Source organism: Silvibacterium sp., assembly GCF_047605705.1.
GTDB lineage: Bacteria > Acidobacteriota > Terriglobia > Terriglobales > Acidobacteriaceae > Silvibacterium.
The window spans coordinates 26,599-49,226 of the sequence record NZ_JASGFD010000036.1 but is presented as its reverse complement, the minus strand read 5'-3'; the positions used below and the strand labels follow the sequence as shown (position 1 = coordinate 49,226).

General features: G+C 61.4%; 15 protein-coding genes. 10 read left to right on the top strand and 5 right to left on the bottom strand.

The genetic code is table 11. From position 1 onward, the window contains the following. The first annotated feature begins 155 nt into the window (after positions 1-155). Both QM649_RS13690 and QM649_RS13685 read left to right on the top strand, forming a co-directional pair. The gene (locus QM649_RS13690; protein WP_415199609.1) at positions 156-1,955 is read left to right on the top strand and encodes an ATP-binding protein; all 1,800 of its coding nucleotides are present in this window, start codon (positions 156-158) and stop codon (positions 1,953-1,955) included. Then, positions 1,952-3,142, top strand: a complete 1,191-nt coding sequence (locus tag QM649_RS13685) for a universal stress protein (protein ID WP_415199608.1) — start codon at positions 1,952-1,954, stop codon at positions 3,140-3,142. Before QM649_RS13690 ends, QM649_RS13685 begins: the two co-directional genes overlap by 4 nt. A gap of 9 nt (positions 3,143-3,151) precedes the next feature. Here the strand turns inward: QM649_RS13685 and QM649_RS13680 are convergent, their stop codons facing one another. Further along, a complete protein-coding gene (locus QM649_RS13680) occupies positions 3,152-4,009 on the bottom strand; it encodes an AraC family transcriptional regulator (protein WP_415199607.1) in 858 nt (285 codons plus the stop codon). Positions 4,010-4,100: 91 nt separating this feature from the next. On the opposite strand from QM649_RS13680, the gene QM649_RS13675 reads away from it, so the two are divergent. Further along, positions 4,101-5,363, top strand: coding sequence for an MFS transporter (locus QM649_RS13675; protein ID WP_415199606.1), 1,263 nt, complete (start codon positions 4,101-4,103; stop codon positions 5,361-5,363). Positions 5,364-5,408: 45 nt separating this feature from the next. Here QM649_RS13675 and QM649_RS13670 read toward each other — a convergent pair whose 3' ends face one another. Further along, complete coding sequence (locus QM649_RS13670; protein WP_415199605.1) at positions 5,409-5,873, bottom strand: hypothetical protein; 465 nt, start codon at positions 5,871-5,873, stop codon at positions 5,409-5,411. A 177-nt stretch (positions 5,874-6,050) separates the two neighbouring features. On the opposite strand from QM649_RS13670, the gene galA reads away from it, so the two are divergent. From galA to QM649_RS13655, 3 genes are all read left to right on the top strand, one after another. Further along, the gene (galA, locus tag QM649_RS13665; RefSeq protein ID WP_415199604.1) at positions 6,051-8,588 is read left to right on the top strand and encodes a beta-galactosidase GalA; all 2,538 of its coding nucleotides are present in this window, start codon (positions 6,051-6,053) and stop codon (positions 8,586-8,588) included. Between the two features lie 227 nt (positions 8,589-8,815). Then, positions 8,816-9,466 carry a hypothetical protein gene (locus tag QM649_RS13660; RefSeq protein ID WP_415199603.1) on the top strand — a complete coding sequence of 217 codons (651 nt, stop codon included), beginning with the start codon at positions 8,816-8,818 and terminating at the stop codon, positions 9,464-9,466. A 171-nt stretch (positions 9,467-9,637) separates the two neighbouring features. Further along, a complete protein-coding gene (locus tag QM649_RS13655) occupies positions 9,638-11,023 on the top strand; it encodes an FAD-containing oxidoreductase (protein WP_415199602.1) in 1,386 nt (461 codons plus the stop codon). A gap of 72 nt (positions 11,024-11,095) precedes the next feature. On the opposite strand, the gene QM649_RS13650 is transcribed toward QM649_RS13655, so the two are convergent. The 3 genes from QM649_RS13650 to QM649_RS13640 are packed head-to-tail and all read right to left on the bottom strand — an operon-like array spanning position 11,096 to position 14,770. Continuing rightward, positions 11,096-12,187 (bottom strand): radical SAM protein, encoded by a 1,092-nt coding sequence (locus tag QM649_RS13650; RefSeq protein ID WP_415199601.1) that lies wholly within the window; start codon positions 12,185-12,187, stop codon positions 11,096-11,098. Positions 12,188-12,221: 34 nt separating this feature from the next. Further along, entirely contained in the window at positions 12,222-13,757 is a 1,536-nt protein-coding gene (locus QM649_RS13645; RefSeq protein WP_415199600.1) for a glycoside hydrolase family 32 protein, read from the bottom strand. After that, positions 13,754-14,770, bottom strand: coding sequence for a LacI family DNA-binding transcriptional regulator (locus tag QM649_RS13640; protein WP_415199599.1), 1,017 nt, complete (start codon positions 14,768-14,770; stop codon positions 13,754-13,756). Before QM649_RS13640 ends, QM649_RS13645 begins: the two co-directional genes overlap by 4 nt. Positions 14,771-15,259: 489 nt before the next feature. On the opposite strand from QM649_RS13640, the gene QM649_RS13635 reads away from it, so the two are divergent. The 4 genes from QM649_RS13635 (at position 15,260) to QM649_RS13620 (ending at position 22,622) form a co-directional block, all read left to right on the top strand. Beyond that, complete coding sequence (locus QM649_RS13635) at positions 15,260-18,760, top strand: carboxypeptidase regulatory-like domain-containing protein (protein ID WP_415199598.1); 3,501 nt, start codon at positions 15,260-15,262, stop codon at positions 18,758-18,760. 79 nt (positions 18,761-18,839) lie between these two features. Further along, entirely contained in the window at positions 18,840-20,249 is a 1,410-nt protein-coding gene (locus QM649_RS13630) for a tetratricopeptide repeat protein (protein ID WP_415199597.1), read from the top strand. Between the two features lie 7 nt (positions 20,250-20,256). Beyond that, positions 20,257-21,414, top strand: coding sequence for a hypothetical protein (locus tag QM649_RS13625; RefSeq protein ID WP_415199596.1), 1,158 nt, complete (start codon positions 20,257-20,259; stop codon positions 21,412-21,414). After that, positions 21,414-22,622 (top strand): hypothetical protein, encoded by a 1,209-nt coding sequence (locus QM649_RS13620; RefSeq protein ID WP_415199595.1) that lies wholly within the window; start codon positions 21,414-21,416, stop codon positions 22,620-22,622. The genes QM649_RS13625 and QM649_RS13620 overlap by 1 nt, the downstream gene beginning before the upstream one ends. Positions 22,623-22,628 lie beyond the last annotated feature (6 nt).

Genomic DNA, 22,628 nt, shown 5'->3' with positions numbered 1-22,628 from the left:
GAATCAGCCTCAGGGGCCGGGTTGAAATGCCCGGCCTTTTTCCTGTCCTGTCGCAATCCGCCTCCGTCCCCCATTCGTCTACTTGCATTGCAGCCCAACCGCCAATAGCCTGAGTAGAGTCTTCTTTCGGAAAGGTTTCGTCGCGACCGCGCTCCATGCTGACCCTGTATCAACGGCTGCTGCTGGGATGCCTGCTGCTCGTCGCCCTCGTGACCGGCGTGAGCCTGCTCGTCCGCGATTCGTTTGTGGAGCTGGCCGCCCTCGACGCTGACGTCCACACCGCCGACCGCGCCCTCGCGGCCTTTGCCTCGGTCCGCGCCGCGCTCGCCCGCGAAGAACTGGCCGCCGCACGCGCTGAAAACGATCCGTCATCGCAGCGCATCCAGGATCTGCTCAACCAGGTGGACAACACCGAGCGCGTCTTTGCCGCTGCCGCGCCGACCGTAACCGCGTTCGATCCGCATGTCCCGATCGACCACCTGAGCGCCGAACATACCGCGCTGGCGCGCCGCGACCGGGAAGGGATCCGCCACATTGCGCCTGAGCTCGAACGGCTCAGCGGCGATGTCTACACCGCCTTCGACGCGATGCGCGCGCATCATGACAGCTTTGTCGGCGGCCTCGAGCACCGGCAGACGATGCTCCGCGCCCGCCTCATCAGCGCCTGCGGAGCCAGCATCGCTACCTCCCTGGTCATCACCGTAGTCATGGTCGCGCTCATTATCACGCCGATCCGCAAGACGGCGAAAGCCGCCCGCCGCATCGGCCAGGGGGACCTGCAGCACCGCATCGAGTGGCGGCAGAAGGATGACCTCGGCATCATCGCGACCGAGCTGAACAAGTTTGCCGTCCGCCTCCGCGATCTGCGTGAGACTGAATCGGGCCGCCTGCAGATGGAGCACCAACTCTCGGACGCCGTCGTGCAGTCGATCTTCGAGCCGGTGATCGTTACCGATGCGAAGGGCCACGTGCTCAAGCTGAACCAGGCGTCAATGGAGCTGCTCGAGGGCGCGCCCTCGGACCGCATGCTGCTGACCAATACGCCCGGCGGCGAAAAGATTCTGGCCGCGGTGCGCCGCGCCGTCACCATGCAGCGCGCTTCCACGACCGAGGGCGAAGCCGCCGTGCTGCCGCTGCGCATCGGCCGCGCGCAACGCAGCTATCGCCTGCGCACCACACCGATGCGTGACAGCGATGGACGCCTGCTCGGCGCCGTCACGGTGCTCGAAGACATCACCGAGATGCAGGAAGTCGATCGCTTCAAAACTCGCTTCCTCAATGTGGCCTCGCAGAAGCTGCGCGATCCGCTCCATCGCCTGCGCATGTCGCTCTATGCGCTTGCCCAGGGCTACGCCGGTGAGTTGCGGCCATTGCAGCGCGATCTCGTGACCAGCGCGCAGGACGAATCCGAACAACTGGAAGACCTGATGGCCGATCTGATCGAAGTCGGCGAACTCGAGACCGGCCGCCGCCAGATGAAGCTCGACCGCCTGCGTCCGATCGACATTCTGCAGGAGTCCGCCGCGCGTCATCGCGCCGAAGCACTCCAGAAGAGGATCGAGATTGACGTGCAGGCCTTTGCCGACCTGGCCTACGTCGAAGGCGATCGCAGGGCCATGCGCTCGATCCTCGACAACCTTGTATCGAATGCGCTGCGCTATACGCCGGAGGGCGGCACGATCCTCCTCTCCGCGACGGAGATCAAGGACGGCGTGCAGTTCTTCGTCCGCGACAATGGCCGCGGCATCGAGACCGAACGCCTGCCCGCCATCTTCGGCCGCTTCACACAGGATTCCGCCGGCACGGGCCTCGGCCTTGCGCTGGTGCGCCGGCTGGTCGAGTCCATGAGCGGACAGGTCTCCGTGGAGAGCAAGCTTGGCCACGGCACCACCTTCAGCTTCACGCTGCCGACAGCGAACCTGTTGAACAGTCGTCACCCGGTGGAGGTGGGATGATCGAGCCGCAGCCCGTGCATCCTCAACCGGAGGATCCGAATTCCGAAAAGATCGTAGCGAGCTCACCCGATCTCCAGCCGCAGGATGAGGCGAAGCCAGAGCCCGCGAAGCTTCGCGTCTACCTGGGTGCCGCGCCCGGTGTGGGCAAGACCTACCGCATGCTCGAGCACGCGCATCAACTGCGCGCGCATGGCGTGGATGTCGTCGTCGGCCTCGTCGAAACTCATGGCCGCGCAGACACGGCAGCACTGATCGACGGGCTCGAGATCGTTCCGCAGAAAGAGATTGTCTATCGCTCCGTCACGCTGCGCGAGATGGACCTCGATGCGATCCTCGCTCGCAGGCCTGCGGTCTGCGTTGTGGATGAGCTCGCGCACTCGAACGTCCCCGGTTCGCGCCATCGCAAGCGCTATGAAGATGTCCTTGAGCTGCTTGATGCCGGCATCAGCGTAATGACGGCCATCAACATTCAGCACCTCGAAACGCTGAATGACGCGGTCTCCCGCTCGGCCAGCACACAGGTCCGCGAAACTGTGCCTGACAGCTTCCTCAAGCGCGCCGATGAAGTGGTCAACGTCGACATTACAGTCGACGAGCTGCGCAGCCGCCTGCGTGATGGAAAGATCTACGCCCCTGAAAAGGTTGAGCAGGCTCTCGCCAACTTCTTCCGCAAGGGCAATCTGAACATGCTCCGCGAACTGGCCCTACGCACCACCGCTGAGCAGGTGAGTTCCGCCGCGGCCGAATACCGCCGCAACCAGGGATTGGAACAGGCGCCCATTCCAGAGAAGGTGATGGTCTGCCTCACATCGCGCCCCGGCGCGGAACGCCTGCTGCGCGTGGGAGCCCGCATCGCCGGCCGCCTCGCAACCAACTGGTACGCGGTATATGTCGACACACCGAGCAAAGACCTGCGCAACAAGGACCCCGAGGGCTTCGCGCGGCTTGAGGATGCAGAGCGCCTCGCACGCGAGCTCGGCGCACGCGTGCTGAACTTCAAGGGGAAGAACGTCGCCGACACACTCATCGACTTCGCCCGCCAGGAAAACATCTCGCACGTCGTCTTCGGCCAGTCCGCACGCACGCGCTTCGAGATTCTCTTCCGTGGCTCGGTGCTCAATCGCTTCCTCGCGGAAATGCGAGAGACTACCGTGCAGGTGGTGCCTCTGGTGCGGCATAAGAAATAGCTGGACGCCTCACGCTTTTTCTCTTGCCGCCATGCGCTGATATTTCTTCCCTTCGTTCACCACGGACTTTTCTCCAGCCAGTTGTTGCTGCGTGTAGTCCCTCGGGGACGCTCCGAGAATCCGTTTGAACAGCGCGGTAAATGCGGCGGGATTTTCATAGCCCAGCTCGAGAGCCGTGTGCGTCACCGATGCGCCGGCTGCGAGTTTTGGCAGCGCAGTCAGGATGCAGGCCTGTTGTCTCCACTCCACAAAGCTCAGGTTCGTCTCACGGCGAAAAAAACGCGTGAAGGTACGGCGGCTCATGTGCAGGGCCTGTGCCCAGTCGTCGATATTGTCCGAGGCTGTGGGGCGGACCAGGAATCTGCGGCATAGCCGGAGCAGAGCCTTATCCGTCGGCAGAGCCAGCGAGAGCGGGAGTTCGGGCAGCGTCTGAATTTCGTACTGGATCAACTGCATGAGCGCACCGGACCGGCCATCGAGCGCGTATCGCACAGGCAATGCCACAGCCTCCGCCATGAGGCTGTGCATCAGTGGCGAAACCTCCAGCACCTGGCAGCTGTTCGGCATATTTCCGAGCACCCTGGGCTCGAAGTAAAGACTCCGCATCTCGACGACACCCTGCATGCGCAGCTCATGACGCACGCCGGCAGGGATCCAGAAACCTCGCATGGCGGGCACGGCCCACGCGCCCTGCGAGGTCGTCGCCAACGCAACGCCGGACAGTGGGCAGAACAGCTGGCTGCGCCGATGGCGATGCAGACGCACATGGTGCGATGCGGGATATGCACCACCCAGCGCGAGCACCGGACGCGTCGCATCGGCGAAGTGAAGGTCGATTTCCGCGCTGAGACGGTGGCCCATTCGCATAGATATTTGTCCCATCCAAGGTGGTGGGCCGCAATGTGATCATTGTATCGTTCGGAATAAAGCAGGAAATGCCGCGAAAGCAGATCCCATCATGAGCAAAGCATTGCCGAATTCGAAAGAAAACTCCGCCGCCTACGGCGTCCTGGGGACCGCCGGGCTTTGCCACATGTTGAATGACATGCTGCAGTCGCTGTTCATTGCCTCGTATCCCCTTTTCAAAGGGAACTTCCATCTCACGTTCAGCCAGATCGGCGCATTGACGCTGGTGTTCCAGATCACGGCCTCTCTGCTGCAGCCGCTCGTCGGTCTCTACACCGACCGCAAACCGAAGCCGTATTCCCTGCCCTTCGGCATGGCCATCTCGATGAGCGGACTGCTCACGCTGGCCTTCGCGCAGCACTACGCGATGCTGCTGGTCGGCGGCGCACTGCTCGGCGTCGGATCGTCGATCTTTCATCCCGAATCATCGCGCCTCGCTCGTCTCGCTTCCGGCGGAGCGCACGGTATGGCTCAGTCAGTCTTCCAGGTGGGCGGCAATTTCGGATCGTCGATCGGACCGCTGCTGATCGCTTTCTTTGTCCTGCCTCGCGGACAGCACAGCCTCGCATGGTTCGCGCTTGCGGCCATCTGCGGCATCATCCTGCTGACAGGGCTTGGACACTGGTACCGTCAGCATGGCCATGCCATCCAGAAGAAGCATGCGGCAAAGCGCACGGTGACGTTCTCTCGAAAGCAGGTTGGAGGCGCATTGACGGTGCTGGTCCTGCTGACGCTGTCGAAATACTTCTATCTCGCAAGCATTACCAGCTATTACGTCTTCTACCTGATGCAACATTTTCATACCGCGCAGCGGAGCGCGCAGCTTGACCTCTTCTTCTTCCTTGCTGCTGTCGCTGCAGGCACGATCATCGGCGGGCCCATCGGCGATCGCATCGGGCGCAAGAAGGTGATCTGGGTTTCGATTCTCGGCGTACTACCGCTCACGCTGCTTCTGCCTTATGTCTCGCTGCCCGTAACCATTGCGCTCTCCGTGCTGATCGGACTGATCATCGCATCGGCATTCTCGGCGATCCTCGTCTATGCGCAGGAGCTGATGCCTGGCCGGGTCGGCATGATCTCGGGATTGTTCTTCGGGCTGGCTTTTGGCCTGGGAGGCCTGGGCGCGGCGGTGCTGGGCACACTGGCCGATCACACCAGTATCGACTTCGTATACAAGACATGCTCGTTCCTGCCCGCGCTGGGCCTGCTTACGGGCTTCCTGCCTGACATGAGCAAGCAGGACAGGTCTGTATCCGAGGAGGTCACTTCACTGGAAGTGGTTCCTCAACTGGGATCGGACGAGCAGCCGGCGTAGGACGCCCGGAAAGGGTCACGGGAGAGACTTACGCCGGCGTCAGCTCTATCGCGTATAGGTAAATGTTCCGCACAGGTTCGTCGCATTGGCCATCGCATCCGGCGTGAACGTGGGAGCGGTTTCACCGGAGAAAAGCGCCAGCTGCAACGTGTTGCCGTCGACGTAAGTCACCATCCACTTGACGTCATCGCTGCCGCAGAGCGTGTTCTTGTGCAGGAACTTCTTCGTTCCAGGGATGGTCAATCCGTAGAGGTTTGCGCGCTTGGTGCCGGCACTGTCCGTGTCGAAAACCGTGCTCACCTCGGGCGGCGTCAACTGCTTAGCCCGCGCGATGTTATAGCTCAGGAAATTGATCAGCAGGTTGTTTTCGCCGATGCCAATATCGCCCGTAATGTCATGCGCGGTCTTGCTGGACGCACGCCAGTATCCAAGGTCCTGCGCCATTGCGGCGGCCGCCGAACACACTATCGACAATCCTGCTGCAACCCACACCAGAGACTTTCGCTTCATCCTCTAAGCATGACATCCGGAGCAGGCTTCAGCAATTCCCTGCTGCATTGAGTCTCTATTACAGCCTCGCTGGTTGCTCAGCAGCATGGCCAGAGAACCTGAAAACGTATACATCGAAGACAAAACGCATTTATATTGGGGTCGATCTTCCACCCTCCAGTCCAAAGAAGGATTTCCATGCCTGTCGTCAGCCGTCGTGATGTCCTGTTCTCCGGCCTTGCTTTCTCTGCCTCCGCCGCTCTTGTTCCGCGTGCGTGGGCCCGCGCACAGTCTGCTCTCGATGCCATTGCCGATCAGACGTCCTCCGCTCTCGCACCACGCGAAAAACTTCTTTTCGACTTCGGCTGGAAGTTCCAACTCGGCGACGGGCATACACCCGCCAAGGATCTCGACTTCGGCAATGACCAGGGCAGCTTCGCCAAGACCGGCGATTTCAAATTCTCGACAAAGCACTTTGACGACACTAAGTGGCGCACGCTCGACCTTCCCCACGACTGGGCTGTCGAGCTGCCTTTCGTCTGGGACGACGACCAGATGTCGCACGGCTACAAGCCCATCGGACGCCGCTATCCGGAAACCAGCGTCGGCTGGTATCGCCGCGCCTTCGAGGTGCCCGCGAGCGATGAGGGGCGCCGCATCCGTATCGAGTTCGACGGAGCCTTCCGCAGCGCGCTTGTTTTTGTGAACGGCTGTTTTATCGGTCGCAATGACAACGGCTACGCACCTTTCGGCTTCGATATCACCGACTTTCTGCACTTTGGACAGAAGAACTACATCGTCGTCCGCATGGACGCGAGCTTCGGCGATGGCTGGTTCTATGAAGGCGCGGGGCTCTATCGCCATGTGTGGCTGGTGAAGCACGATCCTCTGCACCTGGGCCAATGGGAGAGCTATATCCGCACCGAGGTGGCGGGGAAGACGGCCACACTTTCGCTTGGCACCGTCGTCGAGAACATCGGCGACAAGGCTGAGAGCGCACGGGTTCGCTGGGAGATCAAGGACGCGGCGGGCAAGACGGTCGCGACAGCGGAATCCACGCCGCAGAGCGTCGAGGTCGACGGCAAAACGACCTTCACCGCTTCCGCGAAGATTGCGAACCCGGAGCTGTGGTCGCCCGAGACGCCCACGCTCTACTCCGCGATCGTGACGGTCGAGGCCAACGGCAAGGCTCGCGATGCCGAGCGGGTTCCCTTCGGCGTACGCACGATCAAATTCGATGTCGACAAGGGATTCTTCCTGAATGGCCAGTCCGTCAAGATCAAGGGCACCTGCAACCACCAGGATCACGCCGGCGTAGGCGCTGCGCTGCCCGATCGCCTGCAGTACTTCCGCATTGGGGTGCTCAAGGAGATGGGCTCGAATGGCGTGCGCACCTCGCACAACATGCCCACGCCGGAGTGGGTAGAGGCCTGCGACCGCATGGGCATGCTGATGATGTGCGAGACGCGGCAGATGAGCTCGAACCCTGAGGCCCTGGAGCAGCTCTCGATCATGATCAAGCGCTACCGCAACTCGCCTTCTGTCATTGTCTGGTCGATGGGCAACGAGGAATGGTACCTGCAGAAGGATGTGAGCGGTGAGCATGTGATTGCCACCATGGTGCGCCGCAGCCACGAGCTCGATCCCACGCGCCAGTGCACCGCCGCCGTCAACGGCAGCTACGGCACCGGCATCTCTAAGGGCCTCGATATTGAAGGCTTCAACTACAACCTCAAGAGCCCGGACGACTACCATAAGAAGCATCCCACGCAGCCATGCCTCGGCTCGGAGACGGCGAGCGCTCTCTCGACGCGAGGTGAGTACTTCACGGACAAGATCCGCAATGTGATGAGCGCCTATGACACGAACAAGCCTGGCTGGGGCGAAACCGCCGAGGAGTGGTGGAAGTTCTACGGCACGCGCGAATGGCTGGCTGGCGGTTTTGCCTGGACCGGGTTTGATTATCGCGGCGAGCCTACGCCTTACGGCTGGCCCTCGATCAGCTCGCAGTTCGGCATCGTGGACACCTGCGGCTACCCCAAGGACACATACTTCTACTACAAGGCGTGGTGGGGCAAGGATCCGGTGCTGCACCTCTTTCCGCACTGGAACTTCGAAGGCAAGGAAGGGGTCGAGATCCCGGTCTGGGTGCACTCGAACCTCGACTCGGTGGAGTTGTTCGTGAATGGCCAGAGCCAGGGATCGAAGCCGATCGAACACCTTGGCCACGCGGAGTGGAAGGTGAAGTACGCGCCCGGCACCATCGAAGCGCGCGGTACCAAGGACGGCAAGGTCGTGCTGACGGAGAAGCGGGAAACCGTCGGCAAACCGGTGACACTCAAGCTTTCTGCCGAGCGCACCACCATCGATGCGGACGGCGAGGACATCGCGATTCTGCGCGCCGAGGTGCTCGACGAACAGGGCCGTCACGTACCCACCGCGAACTTCCAGCTGAAGTTCAAGGTCACGGGCGCTGGCAAGCTGATCGGCGTGGGCAATGGCGACCCCAATTGCCACGAATCGGACAATGGACCGGAGCGCAGCCTTTACAACGGGCTCGCGCAGATCATCGTGCAGGCGACGAAGACGCCCGGACAGATCGCCATCGAGGCCAGTTCCAACGATGACCAGATCAAGCCGGCCGGTGCGACACTGACGATCACGACGCAGCAGGCTACGCTGCGGCCCGCCGTCCCCGAAACATCCGAGGACTACGAGCCGGAGAAAGACAACTAGAGCCTGTTATGGCTCTAGGCTGTATCTCTCCGTCATCCCGACCGGAATTTCGTGAGCCGGGATCGCCTGCACGTTTCCCCTGCATGCCAGAAACAATCTGGCGCAGGGGAAACCTCTTGTGATGTGCAACAAGGTCCAGTGAAGATAGGGAACCCTTCTGGGCATTCTCGTCTTCACGGGTCTATGCGGTTTGGCTCAAACTGCGCTTCCCAAGCATCATAGAGGCTATGACTGCTGCTCCTGCGCGGCTTGAACCGCGCTGGCCTGCCATGCTTGCCCTGCTCGCTGTCGGCGGCCTTCGTCTCGCTCTGCCCGAGTCTCTCTCGCTCGGCCCCGCATGGCTGCTGATCGCCGTGGTCATGGCTCTTCTTGCCCCCATAGCCTGGGCGCGCTGGCAGCATCACGACCTTCTCAACCAGATCCTCGGCTATGTTGTCAGCGCCATCGTCACCCTCGACATGATCTGGTCGCTCGGCCTGCTGGTCGCAGCGCTGCCCTCCACAAAGCTCTCGCCGCAGACGCTGCTGCGCTCGGCCGCGGCTTTGTGGATTGTGAACATCCTGGTCTTCGCCTCCTGGTATTGGCGGCTCGACGCCGGCGGCCCGCGCGCCCGGGAGCTGCGCGGCGTCCATACCGACGGCGCATTCCTCTTTCCCCAGATGACTCTCGATCAGCAGGCCAAGCGCGCCATGGGAGAGCAGTGCTGGAGCCCCGGATTCGTCGACTACCTTTTCCTGGCCTTCAATACCTCCACGGCCTTCTCGCCGACCGATTGCCCCGTGCTCTCCCGCTGGGCCAAGGTGCTGATGATGATCCAGGCTCTGATTTCCTTCGCGACGGTGGCGCTGCTGGCAGCGCGGGCGGTGAACATCCTGTAAGAGGCTGTTGCAGCAGGTTGCGCAAGTGGACTGGCATCGAGAACCCATTGCAGCCGTCTCCGATCCGCCGAAGGCTTCGATCTACCGGCGGATTGACGACGCCATCCTGCTTCACGTAAAAAATCTGCGTTGTAAAGCGACCACTATGTCTCTTTCGGACTCAGAAGAAGCATGAGCACCTCCACGCATTTCGACGACATCATCATCGGTGCGGGCCAGGCCGGGCCCTCCCTCGCCGGACGACTGACTTCGGCCGGGCGCCGCGTTGCCATGATCGAGCGCAAGCTCTTCGGCGGGACCTGCGTCAACACCGGCTGCACCCCGACCAAAACCCTCGTCGCCAGCGCTTACGCGGCCCACCTGGCACGCCGCGCTCATGATTACGGCGTCGACTTTGAAGCGCCGGTGCATATCGATTTCCGGGCCCTGATGGCCCGCAAGAACACGGTCGTCCGGAAGTCCCGCCACGGCGTGGAAGACTGGCTACGCAATATGAAGGGCTGCACCGTCTACGACGGGCATGCGCGCTTCCTCTCGCCCAACGAGCTCCTGGTCGGCACTCAGAACCTCACCGCCGAGCGCTTCTTCCTCAATGTCGGCGGCCGCGCGGTCATTCCCAACATGCCGGGCATCCGCGAGATTACTCCGCTCACGAATGTCGGGCTGCTCGACCTTCAGGAGCTGCCCGAGCACCTGATCATTGTCGGCGGCGGCTACGTCGGCGTCGAGTTTGCCCAGATGTTCCGCAGATTCGGCAGCCAGGTGACCCTCGTCGAGAAGTCCTCCCGCCTGCTCTCAAGAGAAGACGAAGATGTCTCCGCTGCAATCACCGACATCCTCGAAAAAGAAAACATCGACGTCCGCACGGATGCCGAGTGCATTCACTTCCAGAAGCGTCCGAACGGTGTCGCCGTGGGACTTACCTGCACATCCGGCCACCCCGAAGTGGAAGGCAGCCATGTGCTGCTGGCCATGGGCCGCCGTCCCAACACGGACGACCTGGGCCTGAAAGAGGCTGGAGTCAAAACGGATGAACACGGCTACGTCACGGTGAGCGATACGCTCCAGACCTCACAGCCGCACATCTGGGCGATGGGCGATTGCAACGGCAAGGGAGCCTTCACCCACACCGCGTACAACGACTTCGAAATTGTTGCTGCGAACCTGCTCGATAAAGATCCGCGCAAAGTCAGCGACCGCTTGCCTGCGTATGGCATTTACATCGATCCGCCACTCGGCCGCGCGGGCCTGACCGAGGCAGAGGTACGCAAGTCCGGCCGCAAGGCGCTCATCGGCACGCGCCCCATGAGCAAGGTAAGCCGTGCTGTCGAAAAAGGCGAATGCCACGGATTCATGAAGGTGATTGTCGACGCGGAGACAAAGGAGATCCTCGGAGCCTCTATCCTCGGCGTCGGCGGGGATGAGGTGATCCACTCTGTTCTTGCCACCATGTACGCAAAGCAGCCTTACACCACCATGCAGCGCTCCGTGTACATTCACCCGACGGTGTCCGAACTGATCCCGACGGTACTCGGCGGCCTCGAGCCGCTCAAGTAAATCGGCAAAAAGCAAACGGCCGTCGCTTGCATCAGCGACGGCCGTTCTATTTCCTTCACATGTTCGGCATGGCTACTGAACTGTAGCTGCGGCCGTCACCACGCTGCGCGTTCGCACATCGAAGCCAAGTTCCCGTGCGATTTCGAGAATCTTGTCGAACTCCAGATTGATGCGCGCCCCTGCGCTCTGCGTCACCTCATCCTCGATGGGCAGATCGAAGTCATCCGCGCCATATTTCAGGCCTTCCAGCGCACGCTCGTTCTGCGTAAGTACCGAGGTGCGGATACGCGGGATGTTATCGAGATAAATGCGGCTCAGCGCCAAGTGGCGCAGATATTCACCGCTCGTAATCTCGATGCCGCCGATCTGCGTGAAATACGGCTTGAAGGTCCAGCAGAGGAAGCTCACGAGGCCCGCGTTGGTCTTCAGCTGCTCGTCCTGAAAGGCGCGCGTGCGCTCCAGGTGCTCGAGGCGTTCGTCGAGCGTTTCATCGAAGCCTATGACCATTGTCGCTGTCGAGCCGAGGCCTGCGGCAAGGATCGCTGCCTGCGCTTCGAAGTACTGCTTCACCGTGTATTTGAACTTGCTGTGCCTGCGCCGGAATTCCTCGGTGAGGATCTCCGAACCGCCGCCTGTGATCCAGCGCACGCCTGCGTCCTTGAAGCGCTGCACCGCGGTCGCGTAGTCGAGCTTTGCGTGATCGGCAAGGTACATGAACTCCGCGATGGTCATCGCGTAGAACTCCAGCGTGTCGCCGTAGCGCTCGCGGATCGCGCGGAAGAGATCGCAGTAGTAATCCAGCGGCAGATGCGGGTTGAAACCGCCGTTGAAGCCGGCGAGATCGCCGCCCAGCTTCTGCAGCTCATCCAGCTTCTCGAAGACCTGCTCCTGAGTGAGCACGTAGCCGTCCGGCTGGCCTGGCAAACGATAGAACGCACAGTAATCGCACTGCGCCACGCACACGTTCGTGTAGTTCACAATGCGCATGAGCATGTACGTTGCCGAGCCCGGCTCATGGAAACGCGCGCGCACCATACCAGCCAGCTCGCATAGCTCGGCATCGCTCGCGTTCTGCCACAACCACCGTGCTTCGTCGGTCGAGATACGCTCGCCCGACGCCACCTTCGTCCGCAGATCCTGCAGGTTCAAAGTCAGAGTCGCCACATGTTTATTCTAATCGCCCGGTCAAATGCGAGGTTCAACTTGTCAGCCGGTCGCGCGAAATCGGAGTCATGCGCCAGATTGTCGCTTCATGCAACGCCTCTGCCCCAAGATTCATACGCAGTGCCAGATCCGGTGCGGTATTGCCGTCGTAGTAGAAACGCGACGTCACGGCGGCTTCATTATTGACCAGCGTTTCGGCGACGGAACCATCCACATAGATCGCCAGCTCAATTTCGCCGGATTCGCTCAACTGCAGCACGCTGTGGTTCAGATGCAGAGCATGGGACATCGCCGGATCGAAGCTTGCCGTCACCACATCCTTTCCATTCGCCATTGCGAGAGACAACGACCAGGCGGCATCCCGGCGCAGGCGGCAGCGCAGCTCACCGCAGCTGCCCTGCAATGTCATCTTCGTCAGCCTGCGAACTGTCTCCCGCGCGCCCCTGCCTGCCTTCAATTCCTGCTTCGCCCCACGCAGAGCGTCTGCTACAGGAGCTACACGCATGCGCAGTCTCCCATCCGGACCGAGCGTCAACACGCGCGGCAAAGACATCAGGCCCGCCCAGCCTGCCGCGCTGTACTCCGCTTCGGGTCTGCGTTCCGGTATCCATCCCCACAGGATGCGGTTGCCATCACGATCGCGCTGCGTCTTCGGAGCGTAGAAGGCATCTTCGTCCAGCACACCATGCTGCTCAGGATGAAAGCGCCACGCCTGCCGGTCGAGCTCTCCGCTCATCCAGCGCGCCTTCCCTGCAGTTGAATAGATCAGCACATGCTTTGCGCCTAGAGAAAAGAACTCCGGACACTCCCACATGTCGCCGGAGTCAACGGGATTCACAGCCGCGCCCAGAGCCTCTCCGTTGCACAGCTCGTGCTGATACTCCCAGTGCGTCAGGTCCGATGAGCGATAGAGCAGGATCGCTCCGCCCTTGCCACGCACGCCCGAACCCACCACCATGTACCAGCCGTCAGCTTCGCGCCACGGCGAGGGGTCCCGGAAGCCTGTCACTTCCATCCCCGGTGGCGGCGCGGCGACGACCGGCTCCGCGACCTTTGTCCAGTGGATGAGATGAGGATCGTCCGCCCAGGCCAAGAGCTGTGTCTCACGGTAGCTATTCTTTCCATCGCGCAGCGTAGCCTCGGCCTCCGGTACATGCACGACCCCGGTATAAATCGCGCCGACGCGCTCACCATCGACCACCGCCGTACCCGAGAAGCAGCCGTCCGCGTCCGGCCCACCAGGGGTGGGAGCGAGCGCCACCGGCAACTGCCGCCAGTGCAGCATGTCCGGACTTACCGCGTGCGCCCAATGCATGTCTCCCCATACAGCCGCATGCGGGTTGTACTGGCAGAACATGTGATATTCGCCGCGCCAGTACACCGGCGCGTTCGGATCGTTCATCCAGTTCGCTGCAGGAAGAAAGTGGTATTGAGGCCGCCGCGGGTCGGTGGCCCATCCTGGATCCATCGCCGCTCGCAGACCGTCCGCCGGCGAGATCCGCAATCCGCGCGCATAGCCCGCGCTTAGTACCGCAGCGCCCGTAAGGCCCATAAACTTCCGTCGATTCATTTCTTCCTGTCTCCCCGTGCCGGCTTCGGTGCGCGCCCTGTCGAGCTGCGCACCACGAGCGTCGGCTCCAACCAATACTGTTTTCCCGTGCGCGAGACATCGCGTCCCGCCTCGAGCGCCTTGATGTAGAGCTGGGCCAGCTCCGGCCGTGGAATCCGCAGCGTGGTCAGCGGCGGAGACACGATGTCACAAAATTCGATATCGTCGCAGCCGATCAGCGACATCTGCTCCGGCACGCGCACACCCTGGCGATGCAGTTCGCGCAAGACCCCGATCGCAGTCAGGTCATTCGCGGTCATGATTGCCGTTGGCCGCCGTTTAACTTCGAGAATGCTGGCAGCCGCAGCAACGCCGCCATCGATGCGGTAATCGCCGGCGACCAGCAGCTCCTCGCGCACCTTCAGACCTGCGCCGCGCAGGGCCTCCACAAATGAACTCCGCCGCACATCGGAAGTCTTCAGGCCAGAGTTGCCGCCGACGAATGCAATCTCACGATGCCCCAGTTCGTAGAGATGGCGCACCGCGACCGTCATTCCTTTCTCGAAGTCGACAGCTACGTCGCTCACGCCCGGCGCGATCTTGCGCATATCCGCTGTAACCACCGGCACGCGATTGTGCACCAGCGCCGCAAAACTCTCGCGCTCTTCTTCCGAAGAGAGAAACGCGACGCCGTCCACGCGGCGCACCAGCATACGCCGAATCGACTGCTGAATACGCGCAGTCCGGAAGTCGGTCGTTGCCAGCAGCAGTTCCAGGTTTCGCTCGAGCAGGACCGCTTCGAAATTACGCACGAAGTCGGGAAAGAAGGGATTCGTGATGTCCGGCAAAATGACGCCGTACGTTCCGCTGCGGCCGTACTTCAATGTGATTGCGCTGGTGTTCGGGAAGAATCGTTGCTCGCGGATCACCTGCCGCACACGTTCCGCCGTCGCCTCGCGTACCGCCGCGGAGCCGTTGATGACACGGGATACCGTAGCGCTCGAGACCCCGGCCAGCTCAGCAATCGTACGCATGCTCTGCGCATCTGGCACAGTACCGCCTGCGGTGCGAGGCACCTTTTCTTTTTTTTGCACCACTGTCTACAAACTCCCGCCCAGAGGAAACGCTTCCATGAAGCTATGCCAATTCTTTACATAAAGCGATATGTTCCGCCCACTCTCCAGCCTTTACTAGAGACTCGTCAAGTATCCGAATTTCGCTTGACACCCTTCTTCCTGCCGCCATATACACAGTGCCGCGCTCAGGGAAGGGGCGAAAGGAACTCCTGTTCGCTTCACTCTGGCGGCAAACATGTATTCGTATACAAACTCCTGCCCATCGCGATGTATACGAATACATCAACCTGCGCCCTACTCGCCTCCAGCCCCCGCGCAGGGTAACTCGCTGTTCTGGTATCGGCCGTCCGGGCACCCACCCCAGCGGCATTTCTAGGAGGTCACGCAATGCGTTCGACTCAACGGAAGAGAGGCGCCTCGAGACGCTTCCTTCACGCAATTCTGTTCGTGCTGTTGCTGGCGAGCGGATATTCCGCTATCGCTCAAACCGACCAGGGTACGATCACCGGCGTCGTCATGGATCCAACCGGCGCCGCCATCCCCAACGCTGATATCACCCTCACCAACACAGATACCGGCCTCGTGCTCAAAGGCAAGGCCGACAGCAGCGGCGTTTATGTCTTCTCGCCGATCAAGATCGGCAACTATACCATCAGCGCCGGCGCGCAGGGCTTCGAAACCACAACACAGGAGAATGTGCATCTCGACCTGCAGCAGCGCCTCAGCGTGAACATCTCGCTCAAGCCTGGCGCAGCCACGGAGACCGTCACCGTTACCAGCGCTCCGCCGCTCATGCAGACGCAGGACAGCTCCGTCGGCCAGGTGATGAGCGCGGAGACGATCAACAATGTTCCGCTCAATGGCCGCAACTGGGTTTACATCGCGCAGCTCTCGGCCGGCGCCGATCCGCCGGAAGGCTCGCGCGGGCAAGGCAAGGGCGACTTCAACGCCAACGGCCAACGCGCCGAGCAGAACAACTTCATCCTCGATGGCGTGGATAACAACTCGAACGTTGTCGACTTCGTGAACGGCGCAAGCTACGTCGTACAGCCGCCGCCGGACGCCCTCGCCGAATTCAAGGTGCAGACCTCCAGCTACTCGGCTGAGTTCGGCCACTCCGCAGGCGCGGTCATCAACGCCAGCATCAAGTCCGGCACCAACCAGATCCACGGCGATATGTGGGAGTACTTCCGCAACGACGTTCTGGATGCCCGCAACTTCAACGCACTCTCGGTTCCTAAGTATCGCGAGAATCAGTTTGGCGCAACGCTTGGCTTCCCCATCATCAGAAACAAGCTCTTTTTCTTCGGAGATGTGCAGGCCAATCGCATTATCTTCGGCAACACCTCGACCGAAAGCGTACCTACGGCGCTCATGCGCGAGGGCAACTTCACGGAACTGCTCAATACCTCGCTGACCGGCGATTCGCAGCCCGTATATCTGTATCAGCCGAACACGTATGGGGGGACCAATCCCGCGGCCCCGGCTTACCTCACCTGCAACGGCCAGCAGAATGTCTTTTGCACAGATCAGATCAGCGCGCTTGCACAGAAGATCCTGAATCTCTACCCCTCACCCAACACCAACGATGGCAAGACGTACAACAACTACATCGTGAATGCCAATGATGTGGACAACACCTGGCAGTGGGATACGCGCATGGACTGGAACATCAGCAGCAAGGACCAGCTCTTCGCGCGCTTCAGCTATTACCATGAGCCCGGCGATTACACACCTCCGCTCGGCCCCATACTCGACGGCGGCGGCTTCGGCACCACCGGCACGATTCTCAACCTCGGCGAAAACTTCGTCGGCAGCGAAACGCACATCTTCAGCCCGACGCTCTCGAATGAATTCCGCTTCGGCTACAACTATCTCCATGACGGCTATCAGCAGCCCAACGCCACTACGGATATTGCCGCCAGCCTTGGCCTCGGCGGCATTCCCTACGGACCGGACTTCCCACTGAACTGCGGTCTGCCGAACGTGACCAAAGCCGGATTGTCATCGTTCGGCAGCACGACGTTCTACGTCACCGACGAGCACGAGAACGTCTTCCAGATTCTCGACAACGTGACGAAGGTCGCGGGCAATCATTCGCTCAAGGCCGGTGTCAGCTTCCAGAGCCTGCGCTTCTCCACCCTGCAGCCGCCGTATCCGCGCGGCACCTACGACTACACTGGCCAGTACACCAGCTACCAGAACCAGAGCTTCACCGGCTATGGCGTTGCTGATTTCCTGGCTGACCAGAACTACACCGCGCAGCTGTCCAATGAATTCAAGAATGGCGATGCGCACTGGTATCGCGCTGCGTACTTCCAGGATGACTGGCGCGTCACTGACAAGCTCACACTCAACATGGGCCTGCGTTACGACTACTACCAGCCGTACAAGGATGTGGGCGGCTACCAGGCGACGTACTATCTCACCGGCCCCTCCAGCATCGGCTCAGGCTCAGCGAGATACCTGATCCCGAAGGAGCAGCAGAGCTATCCGCTGGTCTCGGCCTTTACCGATCTGCTGACCGCGAACAACATCAGCCTCGGATACTCGGACAATCCGGCCCTCATCAATGCACAGAAACTGAACTTCGCCCCGCGCTTCGGCTTCTCCTTTTCACCCGACACGAAGACAGTTATCCGCTCGGGCTACGGCATCTTCTATGGAGGCCTGGAAAGTACCGGATATTCTCCAAACCTCGGCGAAAACTATCCATTCCAGTTCACCGATACCTTCACCGCGCCTTCCTGCACTCCGGGCAGTTGCCAGAGCATCAGCAATCCGACCTATGGCGATGTTTCACTTGAGAACGGCTTCTCGAACGCGCTCGCAGCCGGTCTCTCTAACTTCATCTCCACGCCACAGCTGCGCGGCTCCGATGAGAACGTGAAGACGCCCTACACGCAGAGCTACAACCTATCGGCAGAGCGCTCGCTCTCCACCGACCTGGTTGCGACTCTTAGCTATGTAGGCGATGTCTCGCGTCACCTGGCCGTCTTCCCGGACCCCAACAACCCCATGGCGCTGCAGAACCCCGCGAACAGCTCGCAGACCGTGCGTCCGTTCCCGGGTCTGGGCGGTACCACCTATACGAACTACGCCGGATCGAGCAACTACAACTCGCTCCAGGCCAAGTTCGAGAAACGCATGAGCCACGGATATAACTTCCTGGCTACATACACCTACGCGCACTCGCTTGACGATGCACCGACGCCGCTCGGCTCAACCGGCGACGGCGGTTACCGCAACTCCAACCTGCTCCCGATTGGATACGACTACAGCAACTCTGCCTGGGACACGCGTCATCGCTTCACTGTCAACGTGTACTACGAAGTGCCCTTTGGCAAAGGCCGAAAGTATCTCAACCACAACGCCATTGCTGATGCAGTAGTCGGCGGCTGGGCTGCGAACCTGACATTCCAGGCGCAGACCGGCAATCCCTTCACCGTCTACCCGAATAACAGTGGCCCCTCCGGCGGCAGCACCCGTGCTATCCGTATCGGAGATCCGTTCAAGGCGGGAGGCACACCAAATTCGACCAATCCTGACGTGACCTGCGCTACGAAGACCAGGACGCTGACCAACTGGATCAACCCCTGCGCCTTCGCCAACCCGCTGCCCGGAACCGACATTCCGGTCTCCGGCACCGGCTCGCTCGTCACCGGCATCACGCAGGTCGAGTCCTACCTCGGCGGCCGCCGCAACGACGTCTACGGCCCCGGCTACCAGCGTGTGAACATGTCCGTCTTCAAGGACTTCCATACCTTCCGCGAACAGACCTTCCAGTTCCGGGCGGACATCTTCAACGTCTTCAACACTCCTTCTTACGGGGAGCCGAGCGTTACCACCATCAACTCGAACCTGGGGAACATCACCGCTCCCCGCACCTTCCAGAACTTCACACCCGACGCACGTTTCTTCCAGTTCGCCGCGAAGTATCAGTTCTAAGCGGACTAGATTTTCATCCCTCCTCTTCACGTATGCAGGCCGTGGCCGTTACCATGGCCTGCATACTTCACTCCAGCCTGTGACCGCACACTTCTTCACTTCCGGATTCGCCTTTCACGCGCATCGTCTCGCACTGCTGCTCGCAGTGATCTCCCTTGCACCGGCCGGCCTCTCCGCACAAACAATCTCAACCGCTGACCAACAGGCCTTTGCGCGAGCCATGGACGCGATGAATCGTGGCGACGCAGCAACCGCCGAGCCGCTTCTGCGTCAGCTCCACACGCGTCATCCGCGCAGCTTCGAGATCGACGAATCGCTTGGACTGCTGCTTGCAGGCGAAGACAAAGTCTCTGAAGCCCTGCCGCTGCTTGAGACTGCAGCTACCGTGCAGCCCGCCTCCGATGTCGCGCACGCCAACCTCGGCACGGCATATCTCAAGCTCAATCGGCCGAAGGACGCCGTCCACGAGCTCGAACGCGCTGCGCAGCTCAACCCATCCAATGCTGCCACGCAGCAGGCATTGGGACAGGCGCTCATGCAGCTCAACCAACCGGGTCCCGCCGCGGCAGCCTATCGCGCAGCGCTCACGGCACAGCCAGACGATCCGACGCTGCTTTATAACACCGCCCTCGCTGAATACACCGCGGGCGATGCCGCTGCGGCAGCGCCGCTGCTGGCACGCCTGCCCGGAGCTGACTCTTCTGCCGAGGCGCAGTCCCTGCTCGGCGATGTGGACGAGAAGCTGGGCCAGTACAAGGAAGCTGCCCAGCACTACGCCAATGCCGTCCACCTTGCGCCGACGGAGCCGAACCAGTATGTGCTCGGCATCGAGCTGTTGCGCCACTGGACCTTCGGCCCTGCCGTCGATGTTTTCAACGCCGGCATCCAGCAATTTCCAGACAGCCGCCGCATGCACACCGGTCTCGGAATCGCATATTACGCAAACGGCGATTATGCCAAGGCCATCCCTGTCTTCGCGGATCTGCTCGCGGCTGATTCTTCGAACGAGATGTATGCCGAGCTGCTGGGGCGTGTCTGCACCGTGCTCACTGAGGGCTCCGATCCGCGCTGCACCGCACTGATCGACTTCGCCAAGAAGCATCCCCAGAACGCCATCCTCGCCACCTACGCCGCCACCAGCATCCTCCACCAGCCCTCGGATGCCGCACAGCTCGAGCTTGCCGGACACCTGCTCGCATCCGCCGTGCATGCTCAGCCAGATCTACCCGAGGCTCGTTACGGCATGGGGTTGCTGCTACAGACGCGCGGCCAGTGGGCGGAGAGCGTGCCTGAGCTTGAGGCTGCCATTCGCCTGCGTCCCGAGTATGCTGCCGCGCATTACCGGCTTGCGTTGGCGCTCAATCACACCGGCCAGCGCGAAAAGGCGCAGGAAGAGATCGCGCTCGAACGCCGCTTCAGCACCGAGGAACGGAACAATGTTGAGGCGCGACTCAAGCAGGTTAAGACACTTTTAGTTACCATGCAGTGAAAGACCCATGTCGCATTTGAGCCATCTCCATCGGGCCTCCTCCGCTATCGCCGGATCGCGCCGCGACTTCCTGCGCTCCGCAGTCGGCCTCAGCGCCGCGAGCGCCCTGCTCGGCTTCTCCCCGCTAAAGGCCGCAGCGCTGCCGCTCAACCACAAAGCCGTCGTCGTCACTTTCGGCGGAGGCGCGCGCGACGAGGAAACTTTCGCGCCGGAGGGTCAGGAGAATATCCCGAACCTGCTGCACACGCTCTTTCCGCAGGCCACGCTATACACGCAGGTGGTGAATCACGGCATCCTCGGTCACTACGTGGCCACGGCCAGCCTCGCTACCGGCGTCTATGAGACATTCGATAATTTCGCCGCCGTCTCGCCCGACAATCCGACCGTCTTCGAGTATTTCCGCCGCGATCTCAAGCGCCCGGCCTCGGATGCGTGGGTCGTCGCCCCGAGCAATGGCTTTAACCGCATCGGCGAGAGCGACAATCGGCGCTATGGACAGGGCCTCGGCGCAGGCGTCATCCTGCCCAAGAACCTGCTTAAGGCAGCCATGCCGGGCCAGGGTCTGGGACAGTACGACCACCTGCTGCGCGACAACTACGAAGATCCGTATTTCACGCCCGCACTCGCCGGCAATGAAGTCGAGCTGCGGCAGCTCGACTCGATCCTCAAGCTCTCCATCGACGACTTCACGCATCACGCGCTGACGCTCTCGAGTCCCGACGAGCTTTCCGTCTACATCGCGAAACAGCTCATGCGCCAGCTTGCGCCGAGCCTGCTCTGGATCACGCTGCACGACATCGACATCGCTCATTCCGGCACCTACTCGCTCTATGTTGACGGCATTCGCCGCTCCGATCGCCTCTGCGCCGAGATATGGCAGGCGATCCAGGCCAATCCCGAGTACGCCAACCGCACGACGATGTTCATCCTGCCTGACTTTGGCCGCGATTCCGACATGGACGCGGCGGGCAACGGTTTCCAGCACCATCGCACCGGCGATCCGCTCTCACGAACCACCTGGCTTATGGCGATGGGCCCCGGCGTACGCCAGGGCGTGGTTATCGACCATCCTGTGGACTCGCTCGACCTGGTACCGACGCTCGGCTCGCTGCTGCGCTTCGACACGCCGCTGGCCAAGGGTCGTCCGCTCACGGAGGTGCTGTAATGCTGCCCTCCCAGCTGAATGCGCAGAGCTTCGATTCTTATCCTCCGCAGGCCCGTAAGCTGGCCGTCGACAACCTCGCTCTGATTCGGCAGCTTCCTGTCGCCTTTGCCGCCTTGCTGCTGCGCGAGATGAATTCTTACGACTGGCGCTTCCCGGCGGAACAGCGCACGGTCGAAGACCAGTTCTCCTTTCTTGCATCGCAGACAGCGCAGCAGCGCGAAGCCCTGCTGCACGGCTTTGCCACGCTCTCGCTTCCGGACAGCCTCGTTGGCATGGACTGGATTCGCAACCCGCAGCCGTTCCTCGACAGCCTGACTGCACATCTGTGGGCCAGCCATCAGCACGATGGCTTCCGTGATTCCGCTGCTGCCTATGCGGAGGCCTGGAGCACAGCCCGCCCGTTGCCCCTGCCCGCGATGCCGCGACTCGCCATCGTCGTGCTCAACAACGATCTCCGCGCAGAGAACACATCCCTCTTCCGTAAGCTTCGTCCGCAGGGCGTTTACTTTTCGAATGTCGATGGCACGCAAGGCTGGAAGTCCATCGTCAGTCTTGCGAATGCACGCGCGCAGAAGTCGCCCGAACCGTGGCAGCACTGGTATATCGAAGGCGGAGCCTTTGACTCCACGCTCTCACCCCAGCTTGCCGCTATCGGTTATGACGATCTGCAATCCACGCGCGCCGCGATGATGCGCCGCATGCAGCAGATCCTCGGCAGTGGCCGGGGCGGTCCTGAAGAGCTGCGCACGCTGATGGCGATGACTACACCGGCCGATCTTGGACTGCCCTCCGGAGACAATGAGACTCTGTCGCGCTTCAAAGTGAGTGTGCTCGGGGAAGGCTCAGGCACGCAGATCTTTTCCACCACCTTCGTCCAGTGGAGCGCGCGCGAGGCACTGCGCCGCGCTCAGCCCTCCACGCTGCTGATGCGCTATGCTCCGCGCCAGCGCCAGCTCCCGATGAACGAGATGCTCTCCGGGGCCTCAGCTCATCCTGAACCCGATCCCGCAGGCTCAACCGTCGATGCCGACATGGGCGCGTACTACACGTGGATCAATCAGCAGCGCCTCACCGGCGCCTCGCAGGCTTCTTTCCTTGTATGGAGCCAGGCGCAGAATGTTGCGGTCGCTGTCAGCCCCACACTGCCACACGCCACCGAGTCCTCAAACGCTGTACGCGTCGAGACGCTTCTGCAACAGTTGTCTTAACGCTGA

Excerpts from the sequence above, each read along its gene's own strand:
- QM649_RS13655 (WP_415199602.1), top strand. The coding sequence starts at position 9,638 with ATGAGCACCTCCACGCATTTCGACGACATCATCATCGGTGCGGGCCAG.
- QM649_RS13675 (WP_415199606.1), top strand. The coding sequence starts at position 4,101 with ATGAGCAAAGCATTGCCGAATTCGAAAGAAAACTCCGCCGCCTACGGC.
- galA (WP_415199604.1), top strand. The coding sequence starts at position 6,051 with ATGCCTGTCGTCAGCCGTCGTGATGTCCTGTTCTCCGGCCTTGCTTTC.
- QM649_RS13690 (WP_415199609.1), top strand. The coding sequence starts at position 156 with ATGCTGACCCTGTATCAACGGCTGCTGCTGGGATGCCTGCTGCTCGTC.
- QM649_RS13625 (WP_415199596.1), top strand. The coding sequence starts at position 20,257 with ATGTCGCATTTGAGCCATCTCCATCGGGCCTCCTCCGCTATCGCCGGA.
- QM649_RS13620 (WP_415199595.1), top strand. The coding sequence starts at position 21,414 with ATGCTGCCCTCCCAGCTGAATGCGCAGAGCTTCGATTCTTATCCTCCG.
- QM649_RS13685 (WP_415199608.1), top strand. The coding sequence starts at position 1,952 with ATGATCGAGCCGCAGCCCGTGCATCCTCAACCGGAGGATCCGAATTCC.
- QM649_RS13670 (WP_415199605.1), bottom strand. The coding sequence starts at position 5,873 with ATGAAGCGAAAGTCTCTGGTGTGGGTTGCAGCAGGATTGTCGATAGTG.
- QM649_RS13680 (WP_415199607.1), bottom strand. The coding sequence starts at position 4,009 with ATGCGAATGGGCCACCGTCTCAGCGCGGAAATCGACCTTCACTTCGCC.
- QM649_RS13660 (WP_415199603.1), top strand. The coding sequence starts at position 8,816 with ATGACTGCTGCTCCTGCGCGGCTTGAACCGCGCTGGCCTGCCATGCTT.
- QM649_RS13645 (WP_415199600.1), bottom strand. The coding sequence starts at position 13,757 with ATGAATCGACGGAAGTTTATGGGCCTTACGGGCGCTGCGGTACTAAGC.
- QM649_RS13640 (WP_415199599.1), bottom strand. The coding sequence starts at position 14,770 with ATGCGTACGATTGCTGAGCTGGCCGGGGTCTCGAGCGCTACGGTATCC.